The organism is Thalassospira sp. SM2505 (assembly GCF_054901115.1).
On record NZ_CM142731.1, the window covers coordinates 57,803 to 78,589 of the forward strand.

The 20,787-nt window shown below is 55.1% G+C and carries 19 protein-coding genes and 1 other RNA gene; 11 read left to right on the forward strand and 9 right to left on the reverse strand.

Going from position 1 to position 20,787, the window contains the following annotated elements; all coding sequences use genetic code 11:
- Nucleotides 1-8 precede the first annotated feature (8 nt).
- The 5 genes from ACTU44_RS00290 (at nt 9) to recR (ending at nt 3,815) form a co-directional block, all read left to right on the forward strand.
- Complete coding sequence (locus ACTU44_RS00290) at nt 9-575, forward strand: hypothetical protein (protein WP_462096375.1); 567 nt, start codon at nt 9-11, stop codon at nt 573-575.
- Nucleotides 576-638: 63 nt separating this feature from the next.
- Nucleotides 639-733: signal recognition particle sRNA small type (ffs, locus tag ACTU44_RS00295), an RNA gene on the forward strand.
- Nucleotides 734-889: 156 nt separating this feature from the next.
- Nucleotides 890-2,785: a DNA polymerase III subunit gamma/tau gene (locus ACTU44_RS00300; protein WP_462096376.1), complete on the forward strand. Its 1,896-nt coding sequence runs from the start codon at nt 890-892 to the stop codon at nt 2,783-2,785.
- Nucleotides 2,782-3,105: a YbaB/EbfC family nucleoid-associated protein gene (locus tag ACTU44_RS00305; protein WP_114096122.1), complete on the forward strand. Its 324-nt coding sequence runs from the start codon at nt 2,782-2,784 to the stop codon at nt 3,103-3,105. Before ACTU44_RS00300 ends, ACTU44_RS00305 begins: the two co-directional genes overlap by 4 nt.
- 116 nt (nt 3,106-3,221) lie before the next feature.
- On the forward strand, nt 3,222-3,815 hold the full coding sequence (recR, locus tag ACTU44_RS00310; protein ID WP_462096377.1) for a recombination mediator RecR: 594 nt from the start codon (nt 3,222-3,224) through the stop codon (nt 3,813-3,815).
- 151 nt (nt 3,816-3,966) lie between these two features.
- Here the strand turns inward: recR and aroQ are convergent, their stop codons facing one another.
- From aroQ to ACTU44_RS00345, 7 genes are all read right to left on the reverse strand, one after another.
- Nucleotides 3,967-4,413, reverse strand: a complete 447-nt coding sequence (gene aroQ / locus ACTU44_RS00315; protein ID WP_114096124.1) for a type II 3-dehydroquinate dehydratase — start codon at nt 4,411-4,413, stop codon at nt 3,967-3,969.
- 63 nt (nt 4,414-4,476) lie between these two features.
- On the reverse strand, nt 4,477-6,348 hold the full coding sequence (locus ACTU44_RS00320; protein WP_114096125.1) for a bifunctional sugar phosphate isomerase/epimerase/4-hydroxyphenylpyruvate dioxygenase family protein: 1,872 nt from the start codon (nt 6,346-6,348) through the stop codon (nt 4,477-4,479).
- A 117-nt stretch (nt 6,349-6,465) separates the two neighbouring features.
- Nucleotides 6,466-7,125: a GntR family transcriptional regulator gene (locus ACTU44_RS00325; RefSeq protein WP_336079403.1), complete on the reverse strand. Its 660-nt coding sequence runs from the start codon at nt 7,123-7,125 to the stop codon at nt 6,466-6,468.
- A 9-nt stretch (nt 7,126-7,134) separates the two neighbouring features.
- Nucleotides 7,135-7,983, reverse strand: coding sequence for a shikimate dehydrogenase family protein (locus ACTU44_RS00330; protein WP_462096378.1), 849 nt, complete (start codon nt 7,981-7,983; stop codon nt 7,135-7,137).
- A gap of 11 nt (nt 7,984-7,994) precedes the next feature.
- A complete protein-coding gene (locus tag ACTU44_RS00335) occupies nt 7,995-9,263 on the reverse strand; it encodes a TRAP transporter large permease (protein ID WP_114096128.1) in 1,269 nt (422 codons plus the stop codon).
- Nucleotides 9,260-9,742, reverse strand: coding sequence for a TRAP transporter small permease (locus tag ACTU44_RS00340; protein ID WP_336079407.1), 483 nt, complete (start codon nt 9,740-9,742; stop codon nt 9,260-9,262). Before ACTU44_RS00340 ends, ACTU44_RS00335 begins: the two co-directional genes overlap by 4 nt.
- A gap of 106 nt (nt 9,743-9,848) precedes the next feature.
- Nucleotides 9,849-10,874, reverse strand: coding sequence for a DctP family TRAP transporter solute-binding subunit (locus tag ACTU44_RS00345; RefSeq protein WP_114096130.1), 1,026 nt, complete (start codon nt 10,872-10,874; stop codon nt 9,849-9,851).
- A gap of 437 nt (nt 10,875-11,311) precedes the next feature.
- Here ACTU44_RS00345 and ACTU44_RS00350 point away from each other — a divergent pair, with 437 nt between their 5' ends.
- The 4 genes from ACTU44_RS00350 to ACTU44_RS00365 all read left to right on the forward strand — a co-directional run bounded on the left by ACTU44_RS00350 (nt 11,312) and on the right by ACTU44_RS00365 (nt 15,703).
- Complete coding sequence (locus ACTU44_RS00350; RefSeq protein ID WP_114096131.1) at nt 11,312-12,046, forward strand: Crp/Fnr family transcriptional regulator; 735 nt, start codon at nt 11,312-11,314, stop codon at nt 12,044-12,046.
- Entirely contained in the window at nt 12,030-13,403 is a 1,374-nt protein-coding gene (locus ACTU44_RS00355) for an adenylate/guanylate cyclase domain-containing protein (RefSeq protein WP_462096379.1), read from the forward strand. The genes ACTU44_RS00350 and ACTU44_RS00355 overlap by 17 nt, the downstream gene beginning before the upstream one ends.
- A gap of 110 nt (nt 13,404-13,513) precedes the next feature.
- Entirely contained in the window at nt 13,514-13,999 is a 486-nt protein-coding gene (gene fliW / locus ACTU44_RS00360; protein WP_462096380.1) for a flagellar assembly protein FliW, read from the forward strand.
- A 219-nt stretch (nt 14,000-14,218) separates the two neighbouring features.
- Nucleotides 14,219-15,703, forward strand: coding sequence for a DUF4139 domain-containing protein (locus tag ACTU44_RS00365; protein WP_462096381.1), 1,485 nt, complete (start codon nt 14,219-14,221; stop codon nt 15,701-15,703).
- An 84-nt stretch (nt 15,704-15,787) separates the two neighbouring features.
- Here the strand turns inward: ACTU44_RS00365 and ACTU44_RS00370 are convergent, their stop codons facing one another.
- The gene (locus tag ACTU44_RS00370; protein WP_114096135.1) at nt 15,788-16,405 is read right to left on the reverse strand and encodes a hypothetical protein; all 618 of its coding nucleotides are present in this window, start codon (nt 16,403-16,405) and stop codon (nt 15,788-15,790) included.
- Between the two features lie 206 nt (nt 16,406-16,611).
- On the opposite strand from ACTU44_RS00370, the gene ACTU44_RS00375 reads away from it, so the two are divergent.
- Together ACTU44_RS00375 and ACTU44_RS00380 are read left to right on the forward strand one after the other, a co-directional pair.
- Entirely contained in the window at nt 16,612-17,187 is a 576-nt protein-coding gene (locus ACTU44_RS00375) for a hypothetical protein (protein WP_462096382.1), read from the forward strand.
- A 47-nt stretch (nt 17,188-17,234) separates the two neighbouring features.
- Entirely contained in the window at nt 17,235-18,191 is a 957-nt protein-coding gene (locus ACTU44_RS00380) for a 2-hydroxyacid dehydrogenase (RefSeq protein WP_462096383.1), read from the forward strand.
- Nucleotides 18,192-18,273: 82 nt separating this feature from the next.
- Here ACTU44_RS00380 and ACTU44_RS00385 read toward each other — a convergent pair whose 3' ends face one another.
- A complete protein-coding gene (locus ACTU44_RS00385; protein WP_462096384.1) occupies nt 18,274-20,742 on the reverse strand; it encodes a sensor histidine kinase in 2,469 nt (822 codons plus the stop codon).
- Nucleotides 20,743-20,787 lie beyond the last annotated feature (45 nt).

Below are 20,787 nucleotides of genomic sequence, written 5' to 3' on the forward strand. Positions count from 1 at the left end.
ATAGACCCATGACCATACGCCATCTCGCATATTGCTTTTCACCAGACATTTTGCACCGCGAGATGGCGACATTCCTTGGCCTGCCATCCGGGAGGCAACGTTCTGATCTGCTTGCCATATGCACCGACCCAATACACCCGCCGATTATCCGCGCCCTGCGGGTCGATACCAAAACCGTGATTGAGGATAGCGGTACGATCTATGGCGCTTTTTTATCAGCAATTCACTGTTTCTCTGCGACGTCCGATCTTGGAGCCCTATCTGGAAGACAGCTTGGGCAATGTCTTGATTTTGTACCAACGGACAGTTTAACGACCAATCCCCTCCCCAATCCGGCGCGGGGGCGCCCTCTGGACAAGTCGATATTCAAGAAACTCAAAGCCCCGTTGATCGCAAGTGCTGGTCAAATTCCAGCCCAAGCCGGATATCTGTCGGAGAATGATATCTTCCGATTGCTAAGGATTCTCGATCTTCCGGTGGAAGGTCTTGAAAAATCGGCAGTTACCGCAATCCGGAGAATGTTGTTGCAAGCACAACGCCAAGACAAGGCGTTGTTATTGCTGATTGATCAATAGCGATCTGAAATTTTCGGGCATCTTCTCTTGCGTTTTGGAACACCTTGCGCGATATAGGGGGCGAGAGGCTGGCAGTGGACGGACCGCTCGCCAACCCGGTCAGGACCGGAAGGTAGCAGCCGTAACGAGTTTTTCCGGGTCGCTGTTCAGTCTCTCACCCTTTTCAATCCCCCCGACATCCCCTTGTTTTTTGTCATGTGCCTTACATCTTCGGGCATGTGATTTTTTGTATGGGAAATTTCCCACTTGGTCTTTCCCATACGGTCGCGAAGCTGCTAAAACCGAACAAGATTACAACAATCCGGACCGGATGAATGAGCGATCAGATCGATACCGCCAATCAGGACATGCCCGAAAGTGACGCCCCCGCGCCAGACGCATCTGCAGCCGCAGATACATCTGCGCCGGTAAAATGTGACGCCACCGACGCCGCGCCCAAAAGCGAGTATCAGGTTCTTGCGCGAAAATACCGCCCGAAAACCTTTGACGAGCTGATCGGGCATGGTCCGATGGTCAAAACCCTGTCAAATGCCCTTGAAAGCGGGCGTCTGGCCCATGCATTCGTTCTGACCGGGGTGCGCGGGATTGGTAAAACCACCACGGCCCGTATCATTGCGCGTGCGCTGAACTGTATCGGTGCCGATGGCAAGGGTTCGGCGACCATCGAGCCATGTGGTGTGTGCGAACATTGCCGTGCGATTGCCGAAGACCGCCATGTCGATGTTCTGGAAATGGATGCCGCGTCGCGGACCGGCGTTGATGACATTCGCGAACTGATCGAAGGTGTGCGCTATCGCCCGACATCGGCCCGCTACAAGATTTACATCATCGACGAAGTGCACATGCTCTCGAAAAGCGCGTTCAACGCGCTTCTTAAAACGCTTGAAGAACCGCCAGAGCATGTGAAATTCATCTTTGCGACCACCGAAATTCGCAAAATTCCGATCACGGTTCTGTCGCGCTGTCAGCGTTTTGACCTGCGCCGTGTTCAGACCGACGAACTCGCGGCCCACTATACCCGCATTGCCGGGCTCGAAAAGGCCGAGATCGAGGAAGAAGCCGTCGCCCTGATCGCGCGTGCCGCCGATGGGTCTGTGCGTGACGGTATGAGCTTGCTTGATCAGGCCATTTCCCATGGCGCAGGCAAGGTCACCACCCAGCAAGTCCGCGACATGCTGGGGCTTTCGGATCGGTCACGCATTTTCGATCTGTTTGATTTCACCATGAAGGGCGAAATCAACGAGGCGCTTGAGCTTTTGAGCGCACAATATGCACTGGGTGGCGATCCGGCCGTAATGTTGCAGGATATGCTCGACCTGACCCATTGGTTGACCCGTGTGAAACTTTCGCCTGAGGCGGCCAATGATCCCGGCGTGTCGCAGATCGAACGCGAACGCGGCAAGGAAATTGCCGCCAAATTGGCAATGCCACAGCTTACCCGTGCATGGCAGATGCTGCTTAAGGGGCTTGAAGAAACGCGCATCGCGCCTTCGCCCATTCAGGCCGCCGAAATGATCCTGATCCGTCTGGCCTATGCCGCAGAAATGCCATCGCCCGGTGATCTGATCAAAAAACTGCGTCAGGATATGGCAAATGGCGGTGCCGGTAACGCCCCGCAGGGTGGTGGTAATGGCGGCGGTTCTGGTGGTCCGGGCCCGCGCATGCAGGTGGTCAATGGTGGTGGTGCCACCGCCGTTGCACAGCGCCGTCCCGATCCGCTTGGCGAACCCGAACAGGTCGAGCAGGTCGTCTATGCCAAAATGCCTGAAAGCTTTGCCGAGGTTGCGGAACTTCTTGCCAAGGACCGTGAAACAACCGGCATTGCCATGCAGGTTAAAAACTATATGCATCTTGTGAAATATGAACCGGGCCGGATCGAATTCCGCCCGGCACGGGGTGCGCGCTCAGACCTTTCGACCCAATTGATCAAGGCGATGAATGCCCTTACCGGGCATCGCTGGCTGGTCAGTGTTTCCGAACGCGAGGAAGGGGCACCGACGTTAAAGGAACAGGAACTCGAGGCGCTTGAACAGCGCAAGGCTGATGCCTCGCAGGATCCGGTGGTCAAAGCCGTGCTTGACGGTTTGCCAAACGCAAAAATCGTTGCCGTCCATCTGCCACCCGGACAGGAATTGTCCGAAGGTGAAGAAGACGAAAGCGGTTCAGTATATGACGACGCATTTTATCTCGAAGGAGACGACGAGCTATGAAGAACCTTGCAGGGATGCTGAAACAGGCCCAGCAAATGCAGACGAAAATGCAGGAAATGCAGGAAAGTCTGGTTGAACTCCAGGTCGAAGGCCAGTCCGGTGCGGGCATGGTCAAGGTCATGCTTAATGGCAAAGGCGAAATGCGCGGCCTTTCGCTTGATAAAGGCATCGTTGACCCCAACGACACCGAAGTTCTCGAAGACCTGATCGTGGCGGCCTATAACGACGCCAAGGTCAAGGTCGAGGCGGCCGTTCAGGAAAAGATGAAAGACGTCACCGGCGGCATGAACCTGCCGGAAGGCTTCAAACTGCCATTCTGATCGACCGACAGGGCCGGATTGATAGGCACTTTTGAAGTGCGCGACAAAGGGTGGCATTGCGCCGCCCTTTGTTTTTGATACAAGATCAGAAACCTAACACCACATACGGGATCACCATGACCGGACGGGAAATCGAAAATCTGATCAAGCTTCTGTCGCGTTTGCCGGGCCTTGGCCCGCGATCGGCACGGCGCGCGGTGTTGCAGATGCTCAAGAAACCCGAAACCCTGATGATCCCGCTGGCCGATGCCCTGCACGAAACAGCAGCGGCCATGACCACCTGTGCCAATTGCGGCAATATAGATGTCACCGATCCTTGCCATATCTGTGCCGATCACAATCGTGGAACCGATATGATTTGCGTGGTCGAGGAAGTCCAGGACCTGTGGGCGCTTGAACGCGGTGCGGCGTTTAAGGGGCAATATCATGTTCTTGGCGGCACACTTTCGCCGCTTGATGGGGTCGGCCCGGATGATCTTAAAATCGATCAGCTGGTCAATCGGGTGCGCAATGGCGGGGTCAATGAAGTGATCCTTGCCACCAACGCCACGGTCGATGGCCAGACCACCGCCCATTACATCACCGAACGGCTGATTGAAACCGGGGTCAAGGTCACGCGCCTTGCCCATGGTGTGCCGGTCGGCGGCGAGCTTGATTATCTTGATGACGGCACCCTTGCCGCTGCCCTGCGCTCGCGCAGTGCGGTCTGACGAAGCCTGACCTTATCCCGGTTTCTGTATCGCAAAAGAAAAGGGCAGCTTTCGCTGCCCTTGATCCTGACATGTGTCGTGATTTTTCAAATCAAATATATCAGATATCTCAGTAAAAATTGAATATATGACTGACTTATTCAGGCGCTGTTTACTTGGCCTTGATTTTCTCGGCGGCCAAGCGCGTCGCCAGTTCATAGCCATAAGCCCCTGCACCGGCCATCACCGCATCGGCCACCGGACTGATCCAGCTTTTATGGCGGAATTCCTCGCGGGCGTGCGGATTGGAAATATGCAGTTCGATGATATAGCCATCAAAGGTTTTTAGCGCATCATGAATGGCGGCAGATGTATGGGTATAGGCACCGGCATTGATGATGATCGCAGCTGATTTCAGACGCGCCTCATGGATCAGATCAATGATCGCGCCTTCGTGGTTGGACTGGCCGAAACGCACAGAAACATTCAACTCCCTTGCCAGTTCAACGCATTTTTCCTCGATCGTCTGCAAGGTGTCATAGCCATAGATTTCCGGCTGACGCTGCCCAAGCAGGTTCAGGTTCGGTCCATTGATGACAAGAATTTCCTGCACGCTCATTTCTCTATTCCCACCTTTATGCCCTGTCACAGCCCCCAATCCTGTGATCTTTGGGGGCCCTGTTTATTTCGCCGCGTCGCTGCGCCGGTTCATGCGTGTTTGTGATGCCAAACGGATTGGCGCATTGGCCGCCCCGAACCCACGATACGCCCGACGCTCCACCAGTTCAAAGAAGAAACGATTGGCAAAGGTCCGCGTATAAGCCTGATAATATTCGCCTTCGTCATCACGATCATAGAGAATATTACGCGCACGCAAACGATCAAGCAGTTCCGGTTCCAGACCAAAGCGCGCTTCGATATCATCATAATAGTTTTCCGGGATCGGTAAAATCTCGACCCCGTTTTCCGCACAATAGTCGACCGAGGCAAAGATATCCTCGCTTGAAAAGGCCAGATGCTGCACACCGCTTCCGAAAAACTCGTTGAGGAACTGGGAATGCTGGGTATGGGGGCTTTGTGAACCATTAAGGATCAAGCGCACCGCATCACTTTGCACCACCTGACTTTGCACAAGCCCGCCCGGATCAGGGATATCAAGGGTCGGCATCTTGCCAAGATCAAAGATCGAGGTGAAATACAGAAGCCAGGTCAGCATTTCCTCATACTGCATCGAGTATGAAACGTGATCGACAGCACGCAGCTTTGCCTTTGCGCTTTGTTCAGTCCTGGCCGGTTCAAATTCGACGTCCCAGATGCGCGACAATTCGCTGTGATCATCCAGGAAATAAACCAGACTGCCGCCGACACCGCGGATCGCAGGCATTTCGATCTCGCCTTCGCCCACCGCCTGACTGAACGGTGCGGCAAGCAATGATTGCGCACGATCAAGGGTCGCCTTGGCATCATCAACCTTAAGGCCGACTGCACAAACCGACGGGCCGTGAACGATGTTATAGGAATGCGCAAAGCCATCCTTGTCGCAATTGATCACAAGGTTGATGTCACCCTGTTTCCACCATGTCACGGCCTTGGTTTTATGACTGCCGCGCTTTTCAAAGCCAAGCCCGGCAAACAGTTTTGCCAGTTTGTCGGCGGTTTCTTCCTCGACCGCAAATTCGACAAATGCGACTTCCTGTGCATGGGCCTTGGGGGGCAGGGTTTTGGCCTTTTCACCGACCTTGACGCCTTCGATCCCGTCACCAAGATAGATCAGGGATCGCAAGCCATCCTTGGCAACGTTTTTGGTCGAGCTTGAGCGAAACTGATCATTGAAAATCTCAAGCGACAGCGGCCCGTCATAGCCGGTCATCGCCAGATTGCGCATGAACTCGGCCAACGGGAAATCCCCCTGTCCGGGGAAGCAGCGGAAATGGCGGCTCCAGGACAGGGCATCCATTTCAAGGATCGGGGCATCGGCCACCTGTACCAGAAAAATCTTGTCGCCCGGAATTGATGAAATCGCATCAAGCGGCACCTTGCGCGCCATGATGTGGAAGGTATCGAGCACCAGACCGACATTCGGGTGATTGGCACGGCGCACCACTTCCCAGCTGTCGCGATAATCGCTGATATGCTTGCCCCATGACAGGGCCTCAAACGCGATGCGAAGACCGCGCTTGGCCGCACGATCACCAAGCTCCGCCAAATCCTTGGCCGCCCGATCAAGCCCGCCGAGTGAATGGGGCGATACGTTCGAACAGACCATCAAAAGATCGGTGCCAAGTTCTTCCATCAGGTCGAATTTGCGTTCGGCCCGCTCGAACGCACGGGTGCGCTGGGGTTCGGGCATGCCTTCGAAATCGCGGAACGGCTGAAAAGTCACAAGCTTAAGGCCAAGATCACGAATGGTCTTGCCAACATCGGCGGGCGACCCGTCAAAGGACAGAAGATCATTTTCAAAAATCTCGACCCCGTCAAAGCCGGCAGCGGCGATGGCATCGAGTTTTTCCTGAAGGTCGCCAGACAGTGAAACTGTGGCAATCGAGGTCAGCATTTTATCCCTCCGGGCTACGCAAATAGTGTTCCGGCCCCGTCAGGACATGTGCTGTTCATAACCAGAATCTGGTCATTTGTTCGGGGAAACCGCAATGTGGTGCCCCCATGCAGCAGGTCAGTCCTGTGAACGATGCCGGTAGGTTTCAATATGATCGGTCAGCCTTGCAATCGCGGCCTCTGCTTCACGTGCAAGGGCCAGTTCGCAAAGTGCGCGATGTTCATCGATAATTTCCTGCCCACGGAAACCGTGGGTTTTCAGTTCGATCACGACATAACGCCGGAACTGATCGAATATCTCGCGGTGAAGACGAAGATGAAGGTCCGACCCGCAGGCCGAAATCAGGGCCTGATGGAATTCGCGGTCATACTGGCTCCAGCGAACGGTCATTTCGCGGCTGTCTTCGACCATCATCTTTTTCTCGATGGCCGACAGCTTGTGATGTGCTGCGGCAACACGCGCTTCCCATTCGACATCGCCGTTCTTCATCGAAGCTGTGAGGCCGTCGCGTTCAAGCAAAAGCCGCATCGCCGTCAATTCCTTGAAATTGGACGGCGATGTTTCAACAACCCGAAAACCCTTCTGGCCTTCGACAAAGACAAATCCGGACGCCACCAGACGATTGAGCACCTCGCGCAGTGTATTAACGCCAACGCTATAACGTTCGCGGAGCGCTTCAAGCTTAAGCTTCACGCCCGGCTGCAATTCGCCATACAGGATGTCGTCGCGAATTTCGTTATAGACCGTCTCGGCAACGGTACTACTGCTGCTGCTCATCGTTTTCCCCTACCCTGTCAATGCCTCGGGATAGGCATTGAAATATTCTGTTCTTGCAGCATCGGCATCAATTTCTGCCCCGCTGAAAACCTCGAATGCTTCAATACCCTGAAAGAAGAAGAGTTCAAAGCCGGTCATAACCTCAATCCCCGATTTCGCCGCTGATCGCAGGAACGCGGTTTCAACCGGGGTATAAACAGCATCAAAGGCCCATCTCTGCCCGCCAAACAGGTTGGTATCAAACGGACAGCCGGGATACTGGTTCATGCCAATCGGGGTGCAGTTGATCAGGCCGTCAGCCGATCGCACCGCGTCGGCAAGATCATCTTGACCGATAAAGACGGCATTGGCACTGGCAGCGCGCATGGTTGCCACCAGTTCTTCGCCACGTGCTGCTTCCTTGTCATGGATCAGGATTTTATCCGCACCCAGCCCGCGTAGTCCGAATGCGGTTGCAAGCCCGACGCCCCCCGCGCCGAGTTGCAAGACCGTGCCCGGCTTCACATCGCCAAATTGCTGGCGATAGCCGCGCATGAAACCGACAAAGTCGGTGTTATCCCCGCGCCAGCCATCTTCACGGAAGACAACTGTATTAACCGCACCAAGCGCCTCGGGCAGGCGTTTACGCGGCGTAATAAGCTTGCGCGCACTGGTTTTGTAAGGGTGCGTCACATTGACCCCGGCATAGCCGGTTTCCGCACATATGGTCAGCTGTCTGATCAGATCGAAATCAGCAATCTGATCGCTGTCGAGATAATCGTATGTAACATCCATCCCGCACATACGGCCCAGCAAAACGTGCAGTCGCGCTGACTGGCTCCGTGAAATGCCTTTACCGATAAGACCAAGCTTCAACATGGAAGGGTATCCTAAAATCCAAACAGGTTAGGCAAGAAGGTAACGATGTCGGGGACAAAGGTGATGATGATCAGCACCAAAAGCTCGACCACAAAGAACGGCATGATCGCCCGGATCATGCGTGCCATCCCGACCCCGGCAACGGCATCGGCGACAAACAAACACAGACCCATTGGCGGCGTGATCAGACCGATCATCAGGTTAAAGATGACGATGATGCCGAAATGCGTCGGATCGATGCCAAGACTGATCGCAATCGGATGCAGGATCGGCACAAGAACAAGCATCGCGGCAATGCCTTCAAGCACAAGACCAACCGCCAAAAGCATCAGGTTGATCAGGATCAGGAAGGTCACCGGGCTGTCGACATAACCCAGGACAAATTTGCTGATCGATTGCGGAATACCGGCAAAGGTCATGAACCAGTTCGCTGCGGCAACCGTTGCCATAATGATCAGAATGCTTGAAGAATCGCGCATTGCACCGGCAAAGATGCCCGGAAGATCCCCCGGTTTAAGCTCGCGGAAGACAAATAATCCGACCACCAGCGCATAGAACACAGCAAAACTTGCGGCCTCGGTCGGTGTCACAATCCCCGCCAGGATCGAACCGATCACAAATATCGGCATGAAAAGCGGAATCAGACCATTCCACACTGCCTTGAGCTGCTCGCCCATCTTCATGCGCTCACGCGGTTTCGCGTAATTCTTTACGAAGAACCGCACATAAATCGAAAGCGCAATCGCCAGCAAAACACCCGGGACAATCCCGGCAAGGAACAATGCCGGTACCGACACATTTGTGGTGATCAGGGCATAAATAATGACCGGAATGCTTGGTGGAATGATCGGCCCGATCACAGATGACGCTGCGGTCAGTGCGGCGGCAAAGTCACGCGGATAGCCTTCCTTTTCCATCGACGGAATAAAGATTCGCCCGATGGCCGATGTATCTGCCACCGCCGATCCCGAAAGTCCGGCAAAGATCACAGATGACCATATATTGACCTGTGCGAGACCGGCCTTGGCATGCCCGACAAGGGCATTGGCCAGATTAATCACACGTGAGGTAATGCCACTGGCATTCATCAGTTCGCCCGCCAGAACAAAAAGCGGGATCGCCAGAATGGTAAAGCTGTCCATGCCCGCAAAAATGCGCTGGGGCAGCAAATCAATGCCAAAGGTGCCGGTGCTGATATAGGCCACAAGGCCAAGCGCGATTGCAAAGGCAACCGGCGCGCCAATCGCAAGCAGCGCAAACAGGGTAACGCCGGTAATCATGCCTCACCCCCGGTCGAATTCTTGTTGATAGCCGATGCCAGACGCAAGATCGCAGCAATCACAAGGCAGATACCGCCAATGGTGATGGCTATTTGCGCCCAGTACATCTGAATGCCGATGCCCGAGGCAACAATACCCCCGCGCTTGGCAGCAAAAATCCAGCCTGCGTAGGCAAGCACACCGCCAAGGATCAGGGTCGCGGCATCGACCACAATCGCAAGCTTGCGGCGCAAGGCCGCAGGCATCGTATCAATCACGATGCTGAACGTGATCTGGGAACCCTGCAGATAGGCGAATGCCACACCAAACATGCAGCCATAGATCATCGCGTATTTCGCGACTTCTTCGCTCCATTGCAGCGGGGAAGAAAATAAATAGCGGCTGACACTGCCAGCAAAGACAACACCAAAGACGACGAGGATACTGAACCCCGAAAGTCCGGCGAGCAAATGCTTGAACGCTTTCTCTACGCGTTGCATGGGTTCCCCCGGATCATCGCGGAAAATTCTTGTGCCTCTGGGGCACGGCGGCAGGAAAAAGGGCAGACCAGGCGCAAAGGAGGAGCCCCCGGTCTGCCAAAACCGGTTACATGGAAGCTTCTGCTTCGGAAACCGCTTTCTGGAGCTTTTCGATCCACTCGGCATCGATCTGACCCGAAAGCCAGCTGATCACTGCCGGCTGGGCGGCATCACGGAACGCCTTGAGCTGCTCGGCGGTCGGCGTGGTGACTTCCATGCCTTCTGCGGCAAGTTTCGCAACACCTTCGGCAGAGTTGAACTGCTGAATGGCACGGCCAACATTCGATGCAACACCGGCGGCGCGACGCAGAAGCGCCTGATCGGCCTCGGAAAGACCCTGATAGACAGCTTCGTTGATCACGATGAAATCGGTGCCATATACGTGACGATCAAGCGTCAGGTATTTCTGCATTTCATAGAACTTGTTGGCATAGATCACGCTGATCGGATTTTCCTGACCATCAACCGTACCGGTTGTCAGTGCAGTCGGAACTTCCGGCCAAGGAATCGGGGTCGGTTCACCACCAAGAGCCTTGACCATCTCAACGAACAGCGGAACGGTCATGACGCGAATTTTCAAGCCATCCATGTCTTTTGGTTCGGCAACTGTACGCTTTGAGTTGGTGAAGTTGCGGAAACCGGTTTCACCATAGGCCAGGGTACGAAGACCGGTTTTTTCAAGGCAATGTGCAGCAAGTTCGTCACCGAAACCGCCGTCCAGAACGTTCCAGGCAACGTTTGCATTCGGGAATACATACGGAATATCAAGAACGGCTGCCTCGGGGCAAACCTTGGAGAACGGACCCGATACCATCGACATGGCAAGCGTGCCGTCCTGGGTGTTCTGCAGAAGATCGGTTTCACCACCCAGCGCACCGGCCGGGAACAGTGCGACCTCAATACGGCCACCCGACTCTGCTTCGACAATATTTTTAAAGACCTGGGATGCTGCACCTTTTTTTGAGGTGGTCCACTCTGCCGGGTCAACATGGGCAAAGTTCAAGGTCACGTCAGCTGCTTGCGCGGAATAGCCAAATGACGCAGCAACCATGGAAACGGCACCAAACAGGGCACCTTTGGAAATCATCTTCATTACATCCTCCCTATTGAACGACATCCCGCAGACTGTGGTTGCTTGTAACAATCTTGTTCTTGCGCAGTCCGGTTTCGGAATTAGGATAATTTAAAAAATATAGGAGATTTTGTCAAACATTCTATATTTTTAAAAAATCGGCTGTTTCCCTGCCTTTCCGGCTTTTGATTGTCACATCAAGCCATTTTCCCGGGACCAGACAAAGGTGTCTCCACCAGTGTCGCTTGCCTCCACATTGGCCCTCAGAACAAAATTGCCAAGGCATTCCAGGCTGGCTTAACACTGCATCTTGCTGTTTCATAAAGGATCATTTGCCTTTGAGGCCAACAATGGCTGATTCGAAAACAGCTTGCTGCAAATCCGGTTATTTGTGCTACTTTGGCTGAGAAATTTGACGATTCGCCCCTTGAAGTAACGCTATTTCCAAAGTGAATCCCGTGAACAGTGTCAACGGCCCAACATCACCGCAGCTTGCAAAGATCGCTTCGCGTATTCTGGCGGGAAGCTTTTTGTTCGAGGATCTTGATCCCGAACTGCTTGAACAACTCTCCAGCCAGGCGACCGTCCGCCGGTTCGAAGATGGTCAGCTGCTGTTTGAAAAAGGCTCGCCTGCCGATGGTCTTTATGCCGTCGAGGCAGGTAAGGTTCGTATTTCCTCGGTCTCGGAAACCGGCAAGGAAATCGTTCTGAACGTGTTGGCACCCGGCGCCGTATTCGGCGAAATCGCCCTGCTTGATGGTGAACCCCGCACGGCCAGTGCGCGTGCCGTCGGCCCGACCCGGACCCTGTTCATCTCACGCGATGACTTCTTTGAAATCTTTGACCGCGAAGCCCCGCTGCGCCGACACATCACGGCTCTTCTGTGCCGTCGGTTGCGCTGGGTCAGTGATCTTCTTGAAGATGCCAATTTCCTTGATCTTACCGCACGCCTGATCAAACGCATTCTGTGGCTTGCCGAACGTCATGGCGGCCCGGACCCCGAAGGCATTCGTATCGCACTTCCCCTGTCACAGCAGGAACTTGGTCTGATGCTTGGCGTGACCCGTGAAGCCGTGAACAAGAAGCTGCGCGAACTCGAAAAGCAGGGGATGATTACCCGGCGCGATGGTCGCCTGATCATCAAGGACAGCGACGGTCTTAAACAACTTCTTGCTGATGCCATCAAAAACTGAACCCTCGGATTCATTATTTGACCGCCTTGTCGCACGCGAGGAAAAGCGCGGACTGATCCTTGTTGCGTTTCTGCGCATCTGCATGCTGGCCTTCATCCTGTTGCTGTTTAGCAAACCGGATTCGCCAACCGGCAAACTTTATACCCTGCTTGAAGTTCTGGGCTGGTTCATCCCTGGCGTTCTGATCCAGCTGTTTGTCGCCTTTCGCGGTGGCAAAACATACTGGATGATTTATCTGCTCGCGGTCGTTGATGCCGTTCTGATCGTTTATGTCTCGATCGTTCCCGACCCGCTCAATCCCCTGATTGATCATCCGGCCTGGCTATACGGGTTTATTGTCCGTGACCGTGGCGTCGTCTTTTCGATGATCATGATGGCGCTGGTCATCATGACATTCTCGCCGCGTCTGATCCTGTGGTTCGGCTTCTGGCTGTTTATATCCTGGTGTGGAGCGATATGGTGGCTGGCAACACGACCGGGCGTCATTGTGTCCCAGCATTTCGGCGATGAATGGAACCCGACCCAGCAGGAACTGATTGATACCTATAACCTGCCGGAATTTGTCGATATCTCGTCACTGGCCGAACAGGTGATTATCGTCATTGTCTTCACACTGGCCTGTGCGGTGATGGTTTCGCGATTGCGGGTTCTGATCAACCAGTTTGCCGCAGCCGAACGGGCGCATGGCAATCTCGCGCGCTATTTCCCCACGGCCCTTGCCGACCAGCTTGCAGATCGTGATGAACCTGTCCGGGTTGGCGAACGCCGCGAATGCGTCATTCTGTTTGCCGACATTATGGGCTTTTCAAGGTTTGCCGAAAAACGTGACCCGCAGGAAGTCATGCGGTTCCTCAATCAGTTCCACCAGATTACCACCAGCCAGATCGGAGCCTATGGCGGGATTGTCGAAAAATATATCGGCGATGCGGTAATGGCGAGTTTCGCCGCCTTTGACAATCTTGAGCGTCCGGCGGCCAACGCGCTTTGTGCTGCCCAGGCCATCCTCAGTCAGGTCGCCGAATGGCAGGCCCGCGATCCCGCCGATGGGGACGCGCCCCTTAAAATCGGGGTCGGACTTAATTTCGGCGCGGCTGTTGTCGGCGATATCGGACAACGCGAAGCCATGACACCGGCCGTTATTGGTGCCAGCGTCAACCTTGCCGCCCGTCTTGAACAGGCAACCCGCGAGCTTGGCAGCGATATGGTGATCAGCATCGACTTCGCCCAAAAGCTGCATCAGGAAATTCCTGTTTGCGCGCCGGTACTTATGGCGCAATATAGCCAGATGGATAGCATTCACGTCAAAGGTCTTAGCGAGCCGGTCGCTGTTCTGTACCGTCCGTCAGACCAAAGCTGATCGCAAAACCGTGACTTGTCTGCCAACCCCTTGAAATACGGGCATCCGCGCCCAAAGTGCTTTGCATAAAGATCGCCCAACAGGACATATGATCCCCGCAGGAGGAAGCGATGGTAACGACGTCTGACGCGAACACACCGGCTACGGATACAGTTCCGGCCGCCGTAAAGCTGACAACCCTGTTTGGGGAACGTGAATTTGCCTGGGACAAGGCGATCTATTTCCCGGCCGGTCTCAAAGGTTTTCCCGACCATAACGTGTTTGCACTGGCAAGCTTCCCGGGCGACGGCGCAACACCCTTTATCCTGATGCAATGCCTGACCGAACCGGAACTGGCCTTTATCGTAGCGCCTTACAATCTTGAAAGCGGCACGATCCGTCCCGAACATCTTGAACAGGCCTTCAACATTCATGGCATCAAGAAAAATGACGGTGCGGTTCTTTTGATCGTGACCCTGCACAAGCCCGAAGACGGTGACGTCGTCATGTCACTTAATCTGCGTGCACCGATCATTATCGATACCTCACGTCAGGCAGCCTATCAGCATCACCTGCCCGAAGCCGGTGGCTATTCATTCCATCATGTTCTGAATTGACGTTTTCAGGCCACGGGCCAAACGCCGATCTGTTTCATGCCGGACAAGACGCATCTGCCGTCTTGTCCGGTTTCTTTTATGTGCGAATTCGTGCCTGTCGGGGTGAAATCCGCCACGGGATAAAACACCCGAAATTGTCCCGGACTTTCCTTGATCCTGCCATCTTTTCACGCAATGGTAGCATCGCTAACTCATTTAAAATCAATCAAGGGACCGGAAATGGCAGGAACATTGCGTAACCGTTTTGCATTGGCGGCGATGCTGGGCACAGCGGTATTTTTCGGACAGGACCTCGAAGCGGCCAAAGCGCAAGACACGGTCGAGGAACGCGACAATCTTGGACCGGCGATCCCGCTTTCGACCGATGCCCGCACCAAATTGCAGCTGACCGTTTATCCGGGCAACCTGTCGCTGGTTGCAGAACAACGCAAGGCCACCATCCCCGAAGGCCAAAGCAGCCTGCATATCAGCGGCCTGCCATCAACATTGATTGATGATTCCTTCCTGCTGGGGACAGCCAAGGACAGTGATCTTGTCTGGACGTCCCTGCGCAATCACGGCAACGGTTATAACGCCTTTGACAGCCTGCTTCGCGATCATATCGGCAAGACGGTTACCATCCGCCGTGGCGACGATGACCTGATCGAGGGCAAGCTTGTCGCGCTGACCCATCTTGCACTGGTGCAGACCGATGCCGGGATCGAGCAGGTCCCGGTTGATCAGATCATCCTATCCGACCTGCCAGAAGGCTTTACGCTTGACCCGGCGATTGAGGCCGATATCGCAACCACCGCCCCGCTTGATCATGTGTCGATGGCCTATCTGCTGGGCGGCATTGGCTGGAACACATCCTATATCGCGGCCTATGACAGCCAAACCAATCAGCTCAAACTCTCGGCGATTGCCCGTGTGACCAACAATTCCGGCACCGGCATCAAGGACGCGCAGCTTCGTCTGGTGGCGGGCGACCTTAATCAGGTCGGCTCAGCCCCGATGGCCAAGGGCGCGCGTACCGAAATGATGATGTCTGCCATGGCCGATAGTGCACCAGCGGCCAGTGCACCGGATCGCGAGACTTTTGAAAACCTGCATGTCTATGGCCCGTTCAACGATCTTTCGATGAAAGACGGCGACACTGTCATCCTGCCCTTGATCAATGTACAGGTTCTGCCGGTCGAACGCCGTTCGATTTTCCAGTCATCGAGCAATCCCTATGGCATGGGACAAAGCAGCCAGACCGATTTCATCCGTCCGGAACTTGAACTCAAGATCACCAATGACGGCGGGGCTGATGAAAAAAGCCCATGGCCAGCTGGCATCATGCGTATTTTCGCCAAAACCCCGTCCGGTGATACCGGCTTCCTTGGTGAAAACTATGTTTCCCTGACCCCGGTCGGGCGCGATGCCATCATTCCGGTTGGTCAGGCCAGCGAACTGTCCGGCACCCGCGAAGTCACGTCATTTTCACGCAAGGCACGCCCGAACCTGCCCGACGAGGTCCATGCCGACCTGAACTGGACCGTTCGCAATACCAGCACACGAGATGAAGTCATCACCATCCGCGAAAATGTCCCGTCTGACTGGAAAGTCACGTCTGAAAGCCACAAACATCACCGCCCGGAACCGGGCCTGATCACGTGGGAGATAAAGGTTCCCGCCAACTCGGATATCAAGCTGAGCTGGTCGGTTGAAAGCAGCCGCTAGGAACCAAATCCGACCCAACATTGAGCTGCTGCAAGACAGGGTGTTTTGCAGCAGTTTTCATATGCCCAATCTATTTGACCCAGCCTATTTCACGCGGCCCTTTCGCGTCGTGTAGAATGATTTTGCCAGCGGCATCAGCAGGCCCGCATCGGGTAACTGATCGGTCATTCTGCACAGATCGGCGTAAATGCAGATCAGCTTGGTCAACAGCACAAAGGCTTCCTGATTATCAAGCCCGGCAAACTTGCCCAGAACCCGGATCGCATCACGCGCGGCATCACATGCAAGGTCATTGCGCCCGGCCCCGCGCAGGGCAAGAACCAAGGCGGCGAGTGAATAGCCAAGATCAAGCCGTTCGGTATCATCCTTGCGCCCGATGCAATTGCGCAACCGGTCCCGCCTGAGCGATACGGCCTGACTGGCAGCATCCACCGCCCAGTCCCATTCTTCTGCCTCAAGCTCAAGGGCGGCACGGTTATTAAGACTAAGCGCAAGACCGGCAATCGCCGCATCACGTGACGTGGGAAGATGCAGGGCAAAAATCGCATCGGCCTTGTCAAACAGGCTTAGTGCGTAATCCCGGTTGCTGTAATGCTCGCCACTTGCCATTTCGAGATAAAGGCGCGCAACCGCCAGTGAATTGGCATCTGCCTGTTCAAGATAGGACAAACGCAACGCATATTCGTCCGATTTGTCCGCCATCCTGATCCCGCCACCTCGTTATCCATACAGGGTGCATTCGATGTGATTGCCCCCGGCAAAAGACGTTCATGACCGGTATCTTGTGAAAGATGTCAGGGGTGGGCCCCAAATCCGCGATAAGCTGTTTCACTGTCTTGGGCAGCCTGCTAGGGTCGGATAAAGTGTTTGTGCTTTTGCTTGCCCCACTGCCTGGAATTCAGCCCCAAATGAGCTTACAAACTGAAACCCTGCGCGCCTTGTATGGCACCTGGCGGATCGCCCGCGGCGATGCGGGTGGACTGGCGTTTTTCAATTATTCGCTTCAGGGATTCTGGCGATCCTTCCTTGCCGCTGTGATCATTTTCCCGGCATTTGTGCTGTTGCGCGGCCATGACCTTATGGCGGCACCCGACGATTTCCCGGTGATGCGCTATATGACGACCGAGGTGATTTCATTTGTCATCCGGTGGGTCGCCTTTCCACTGGTGATGTTTCACATTGCCCCGATGCTGGACCGGGCAGAACGCTATATCGGATTTATCACCGTCTATAACTGGGCCTGTGTCATTCAGATGGGTGTTTATCTGGTTGCCCTTGCCCTGGCCGCACTGTTCCCGATGCTCGGTGTGGGCGGCTTTGTGATGATCGCGATTGTCGCGACACTGGTATACAGCGTCTATATCACGCACCTGACCCTTGCCATCCCGGTGCTGACGGCAAGCGCCATTGTCATTGCCGATTTCCTGTTATCGATCATCATTCAATCAATCGGTATCCGTTTGGCCGTCGGGCAGTTATTCTGATTTTATAACGCTTTAAAAAATTATCCGTCATCAGGGAGAAACACAAAATGAAACCCGTCCTTGCCGTGACCCGCCGACTGCCAGATGCCGTCGCGAAACGTGCTGCACAAAGTTATGACATCCGCACGCAGGAAGGTGACGATCCGCTGTCACGCAACGAAATTCTTGCCCTGTGCCATGGGGCGGATGCCGCCCTTGTGTCGGTTGGCGATCCGATTGATGCGACCTTCTTTGAAGAATTGCCAGACAGCGTCAAAATCGTTGCCACCTTCTCGGTCGGGACCGACCATATCGATCTGGCGGCGGCCAGGAAAAAAGGCGTTATTATCGGAAACACACCGGGCGTTCTGACCGATGCGACGGCCGATATCGCCTGGCTTCTGATCCTTGGTGCGGCGCGCCGCGCGAGCGAGGGCGAGGCCGAAGTTCGCAACGCCACCTGGTCAAGCTGGCGTCCGACCCATCTCATGGGCACCCAGGTTACCGGCAAGCGTCTTGGCATTGTCGGCATGGGCCGTATTGGTCAGGCGGTTGCCAAACGTGCACGCGGTTTTGATATGGATATCCATTACTACAACCGCCGCCAATTGCCCGCCGATCAGGAAATGGGTGCGACCTATCACGACAGCATCGAAGGCCTTTTGCCCCATTGTGATTTCCTGTCGCTGCATTGCCCGTCGACCCCGGAAACCCGTGGCATGGTCAATGCCGGTTTCATTTCCAAGCTGCCGGATGGGGCGATCATTGTGAATACGGCGCGTGGCGATGTCGTCAATGACGGCGATCTGATCGCCGCCCTGAAATCGGGCAAACTGACCGCGGCTGGCCTTGATGTTTTTGCAGGCGAACCAAACATCGAACCGGCCTATCGCGATCTTAAAAACACATTCCTTTTGCCGCATCTGGGATCAGCCACGGTTGAAACCCGCAATGCCATGGGTTTCCGCGCGCTTGATAACATCGATGCCTTTATTGCTGGCAAAGAGGTTCCCTATTCGGTGTGACGCCGACTGCTAGAAGCCGAACAAACAAAAGGCGCTGTCACCAGCGCCTTTTTCGTTTCTGTAACTTGATGCCGATACCGACTTAGCCAAGGTCGCTTTCCTCGCCTGCAGGCAGGATGCAGGCAATCTCGCGGCCATCGCGGCTGATCTTGACCCGACCACCATGAATTTCGACTACCGCGCGCACCATCGCCATGCCAAGGGCACGGCGGGCCGACGGGGATTCACCATCGCGCAGCCCTTCAAACAGCATCGGTTGCGGTGCCTCGTCCGAAAGCGAGATTGAAATTTCGATATCCTCGCCGCGACGCCGTGCGACCACGGAAACCTCGCTGCCCTCGGGGGCGGTGCGCAGCACATTGGTCACCAGAATGAACAATGCCTGTTTCAAACGCCGTTCATCTGCCACCATCCAGCCGATATTGCGCGAACAATACAGGCGCAGCGATACATTCAGCTCGGCCAGACGGGCCCGTGTCAGGGCCTCAAGAGAGCGTAACAACCGCCTTGGATCAACCGTATCCAGTTCAAGTGCTACCTGCCCCGAACCAAGCGTCGCCAGGTCGCGCATATCGTCGACAAGGGCCAGCATGCTTTGGGCCTCGGCCCGGATCGTTTCGACCGAGCGCGCAACGTTGCCGGTCAGATGCGGGATCAAACGATCAGATTCGCCATTGATATGATCAAGCGGCTTGGTCAGTTCACGCGATACGGTCGAAATGAAGTCCGACTTCATCTGATCGGCGGTGCGCAAAGCCTCGTTGCGTTCCCGAAGGGCACGCTCGACCCGGATGGTATCGGTCACATCGATATAGGACATCATCACCGCCCCGTCAGGCAGCGGCACAATGGCAAAATCAATGATCGTGTTATCGGACCGCTCAAGGCGGCCATTCATTGGCTCGTGATTGGTGATGCGCGCAACCATCCGGCTTTTGAACTTGTCCCAGTCTTCACGTTCGCGCCAGAAATCCTTGGACTTTTCCACGACCTCGGCCAGATGCGGGGCGGCATCAAGGAAGGCCGGATCAAGACCCCAGACATCGGCAAAACCATGGTTATAAAGCCGCAAGCGCCCGTCACCACTGATCACCCCGACCGCTTCATGCAGGCTTTCAAGCGTCTCGCGCTGAACTGCAATCAGGGTGTTATAGGAACTTTCAAGCACCAGCTTGTCAGTGACATCCTCATAGACAAACATCAGCCCGCCAAACGGATGGGGCGAGATAAACCGCCTCAGCGTCATGCCATTGGGCAGATGCATCAGATCTTCTTCGGGTTTGAGAAGATCGGTAAAACGCTGATTCTCGGTGTTGCGGAACTGGGTAAAGTCGGTGACTTCGGGCAGTTTGCGTTCATCGCGCAACCGTCTGAGAACATCATCATGTGTTGGTTCCGACCACAGCCATTCGTCATCAAGGTCCCAAAGCTTGGTAAAGGCGGTATTAAAGAAAATAAGCCCCTTGTCCCCGCCATAAACCGCAATCGCCGTACCAAGATTTTCAAGCACCTCGGCATGGGCGCGAATATGGCGCGACAGATCGGACTGCAATTCCTCGACCGGGGTGCAATCAATCGCAAACCCGACCAGCCCGTCTGATTCGCTGGTATCCTGTGACGGGGATTCGGTAATGCGCAGCAATTTGCGGTCGCCGCGAATCACCACATGATAATCGCGCGTCAGGCTTTCGCCATTGCGCTGCACCGATGCCGCAAGCGACCGCCCATGATCGGGAATGATCCCCGCGCCGATTTCAGACTGATTGGCCAATGCATCTTCGATACTCGGTTGTTCGACCGCATCGGCATAGGCCGCATTGCAATCAATCAGACGCAGCTCGCTATCGCGCCGCCAGACCGGGAAGGGCAGGCTATCAAGCAACGCCCGAAGCCCCGATACTTCATGTTTCAGGGCCTGAAAATCACCGAACTGGTTTTCGCGTTCGCGGGTATGACGGGTTTCATCGCGGAACCATAATCCGTGGGCCAAAACCGTTGCCGACCGGTCCTTGCGCGCCGCCATGCCGGTGACGTGGAATTTGCGTTCATCAAGGGTGGTAATCCAAAGCTCGAACCGGTCATGTCCGGATTTAAGGTTCCGCACGCGTTCCTTGAGTGCCTTGGCATCCTCATCACGCAAAAGTTCGAGCAAATCGGGAAACCGGCCATCATTGCCCAACTGAAAGGCCCTGCGCAAAGACGGGCTTGCCCCTTCGGCAAAGCCCTGCTGGCTCCAGTAATAGACCGGGTCCGGACCGGCAAACAGAAGATGGGTGAAAAGCTCGCTCTCACCGGCAAGCTCATGTTCGTGATCTTCGACTTCTTCAATATGACGGCGCATCCGAAGCGACATCCGCCACCCGATCCAGCCGGCAATCGCCGCTCCGCCTACAGCTGCCAGCCCGACCACCAGCCAGTCACGATCACTGAGCCCCGCAAGGTTGCCAAAAATCGTCGCCCCGATTCCCTCGGGTGCCGGTGTTTCCGAGGCCTGATTAAGTCGAAACTTCTCCTGGGCATGCAGACCGGCGCCAAGAATAAGCGTGCTCAATGCCGTCGCACTGCCCCAAACAAGGGCAGAAAGCCGACATGTGGG

What these genes read in the sequence shown, in the direction of transcription:
- ACTU44_RS00290 (WP_462096375.1), top strand. Translation starts at nt 9, where the DNA reads ATGACCATACGCCATCTCGCATATTGCTTTTCACCAGACATTTTGCAC.
- ACTU44_RS00300 (WP_462096376.1), top strand. Translation starts at nt 890, where the DNA reads ATGAGCGATCAGATCGATACCGCCAATCAGGACATGCCCGAAAGTGAC.
- ACTU44_RS00305 (WP_114096122.1), top strand. Translation starts at nt 2,782, where the DNA reads ATGAAGAACCTTGCAGGGATGCTGAAACAGGCCCAGCAAATGCAGACG.
- recR (WP_462096377.1), top strand. Translation starts at nt 3,222, where the DNA reads ATGACCGGACGGGAAATCGAAAATCTGATCAAGCTTCTGTCGCGTTTG.
- aroQ (WP_114096124.1), bottom strand. Translation starts at nt 4,413, where the DNA reads ATGAGCGTGCAGGAAATTCTTGTCATCAATGGACCGAACCTGAACCTG.
- ACTU44_RS00320 (WP_114096125.1), bottom strand. Translation starts at nt 6,348, where the DNA reads ATGCTGACCTCGATTGCCACAGTTTCACTGTCTGGCGACCTTCAGGAA.
- ACTU44_RS00325 (WP_336079403.1), bottom strand. Translation starts at nt 7,125, where the DNA reads ATGAGCAGCAGCAGTAGTACCGTTGCCGAGACGGTCTATAACGAAATT.
- ACTU44_RS00330 (WP_462096378.1), bottom strand. Translation starts at nt 7,983, where the DNA reads ATGTTGAAGCTTGGTCTTATCGGTAAAGGCATTTCACGGAGCCAGTCA.
- ACTU44_RS00335 (WP_114096128.1), bottom strand. Translation starts at nt 9,263, where the DNA reads ATGATTACCGGCGTTACCCTGTTTGCGCTGCTTGCGATTGGCGCGCCG.
- ACTU44_RS00340 (WP_336079407.1), bottom strand. Translation starts at nt 9,742, where the DNA reads ATGCAACGCGTAGAGAAAGCGTTCAAGCATTTGCTCGCCGGACTTTCG.
- ACTU44_RS00345 (WP_114096130.1), bottom strand. Translation starts at nt 10,874, where the DNA reads ATGAAGATGATTTCCAAAGGTGCCCTGTTTGGTGCCGTTTCCATGGTT.
- ACTU44_RS00355 (WP_462096379.1), top strand. Translation starts at nt 12,030, where the DNA reads ATGCCATCAAAAACTGAACCCTCGGATTCATTATTTGACCGCCTTGTC.
- fliW (WP_462096380.1), top strand. Translation starts at nt 13,514, where the DNA reads ATGGTAACGACGTCTGACGCGAACACACCGGCTACGGATACAGTTCCG.
- ACTU44_RS00365 (WP_462096381.1), top strand. Translation starts at nt 14,219, where the DNA reads ATGGCAGGAACATTGCGTAACCGTTTTGCATTGGCGGCGATGCTGGGC.
- ACTU44_RS00370 (WP_114096135.1), bottom strand. Translation starts at nt 16,405, where the DNA reads ATGGCGGACAAATCGGACGAATATGCGTTGCGTTTGTCCTATCTTGAA.
- ACTU44_RS00375 (WP_462096382.1), top strand. Translation starts at nt 16,612, where the DNA reads ATGAGCTTACAAACTGAAACCCTGCGCGCCTTGTATGGCACCTGGCGG.
- ACTU44_RS00380 (WP_462096383.1), top strand. Translation starts at nt 17,235, where the DNA reads ATGAAACCCGTCCTTGCCGTGACCCGCCGACTGCCAGATGCCGTCGCG.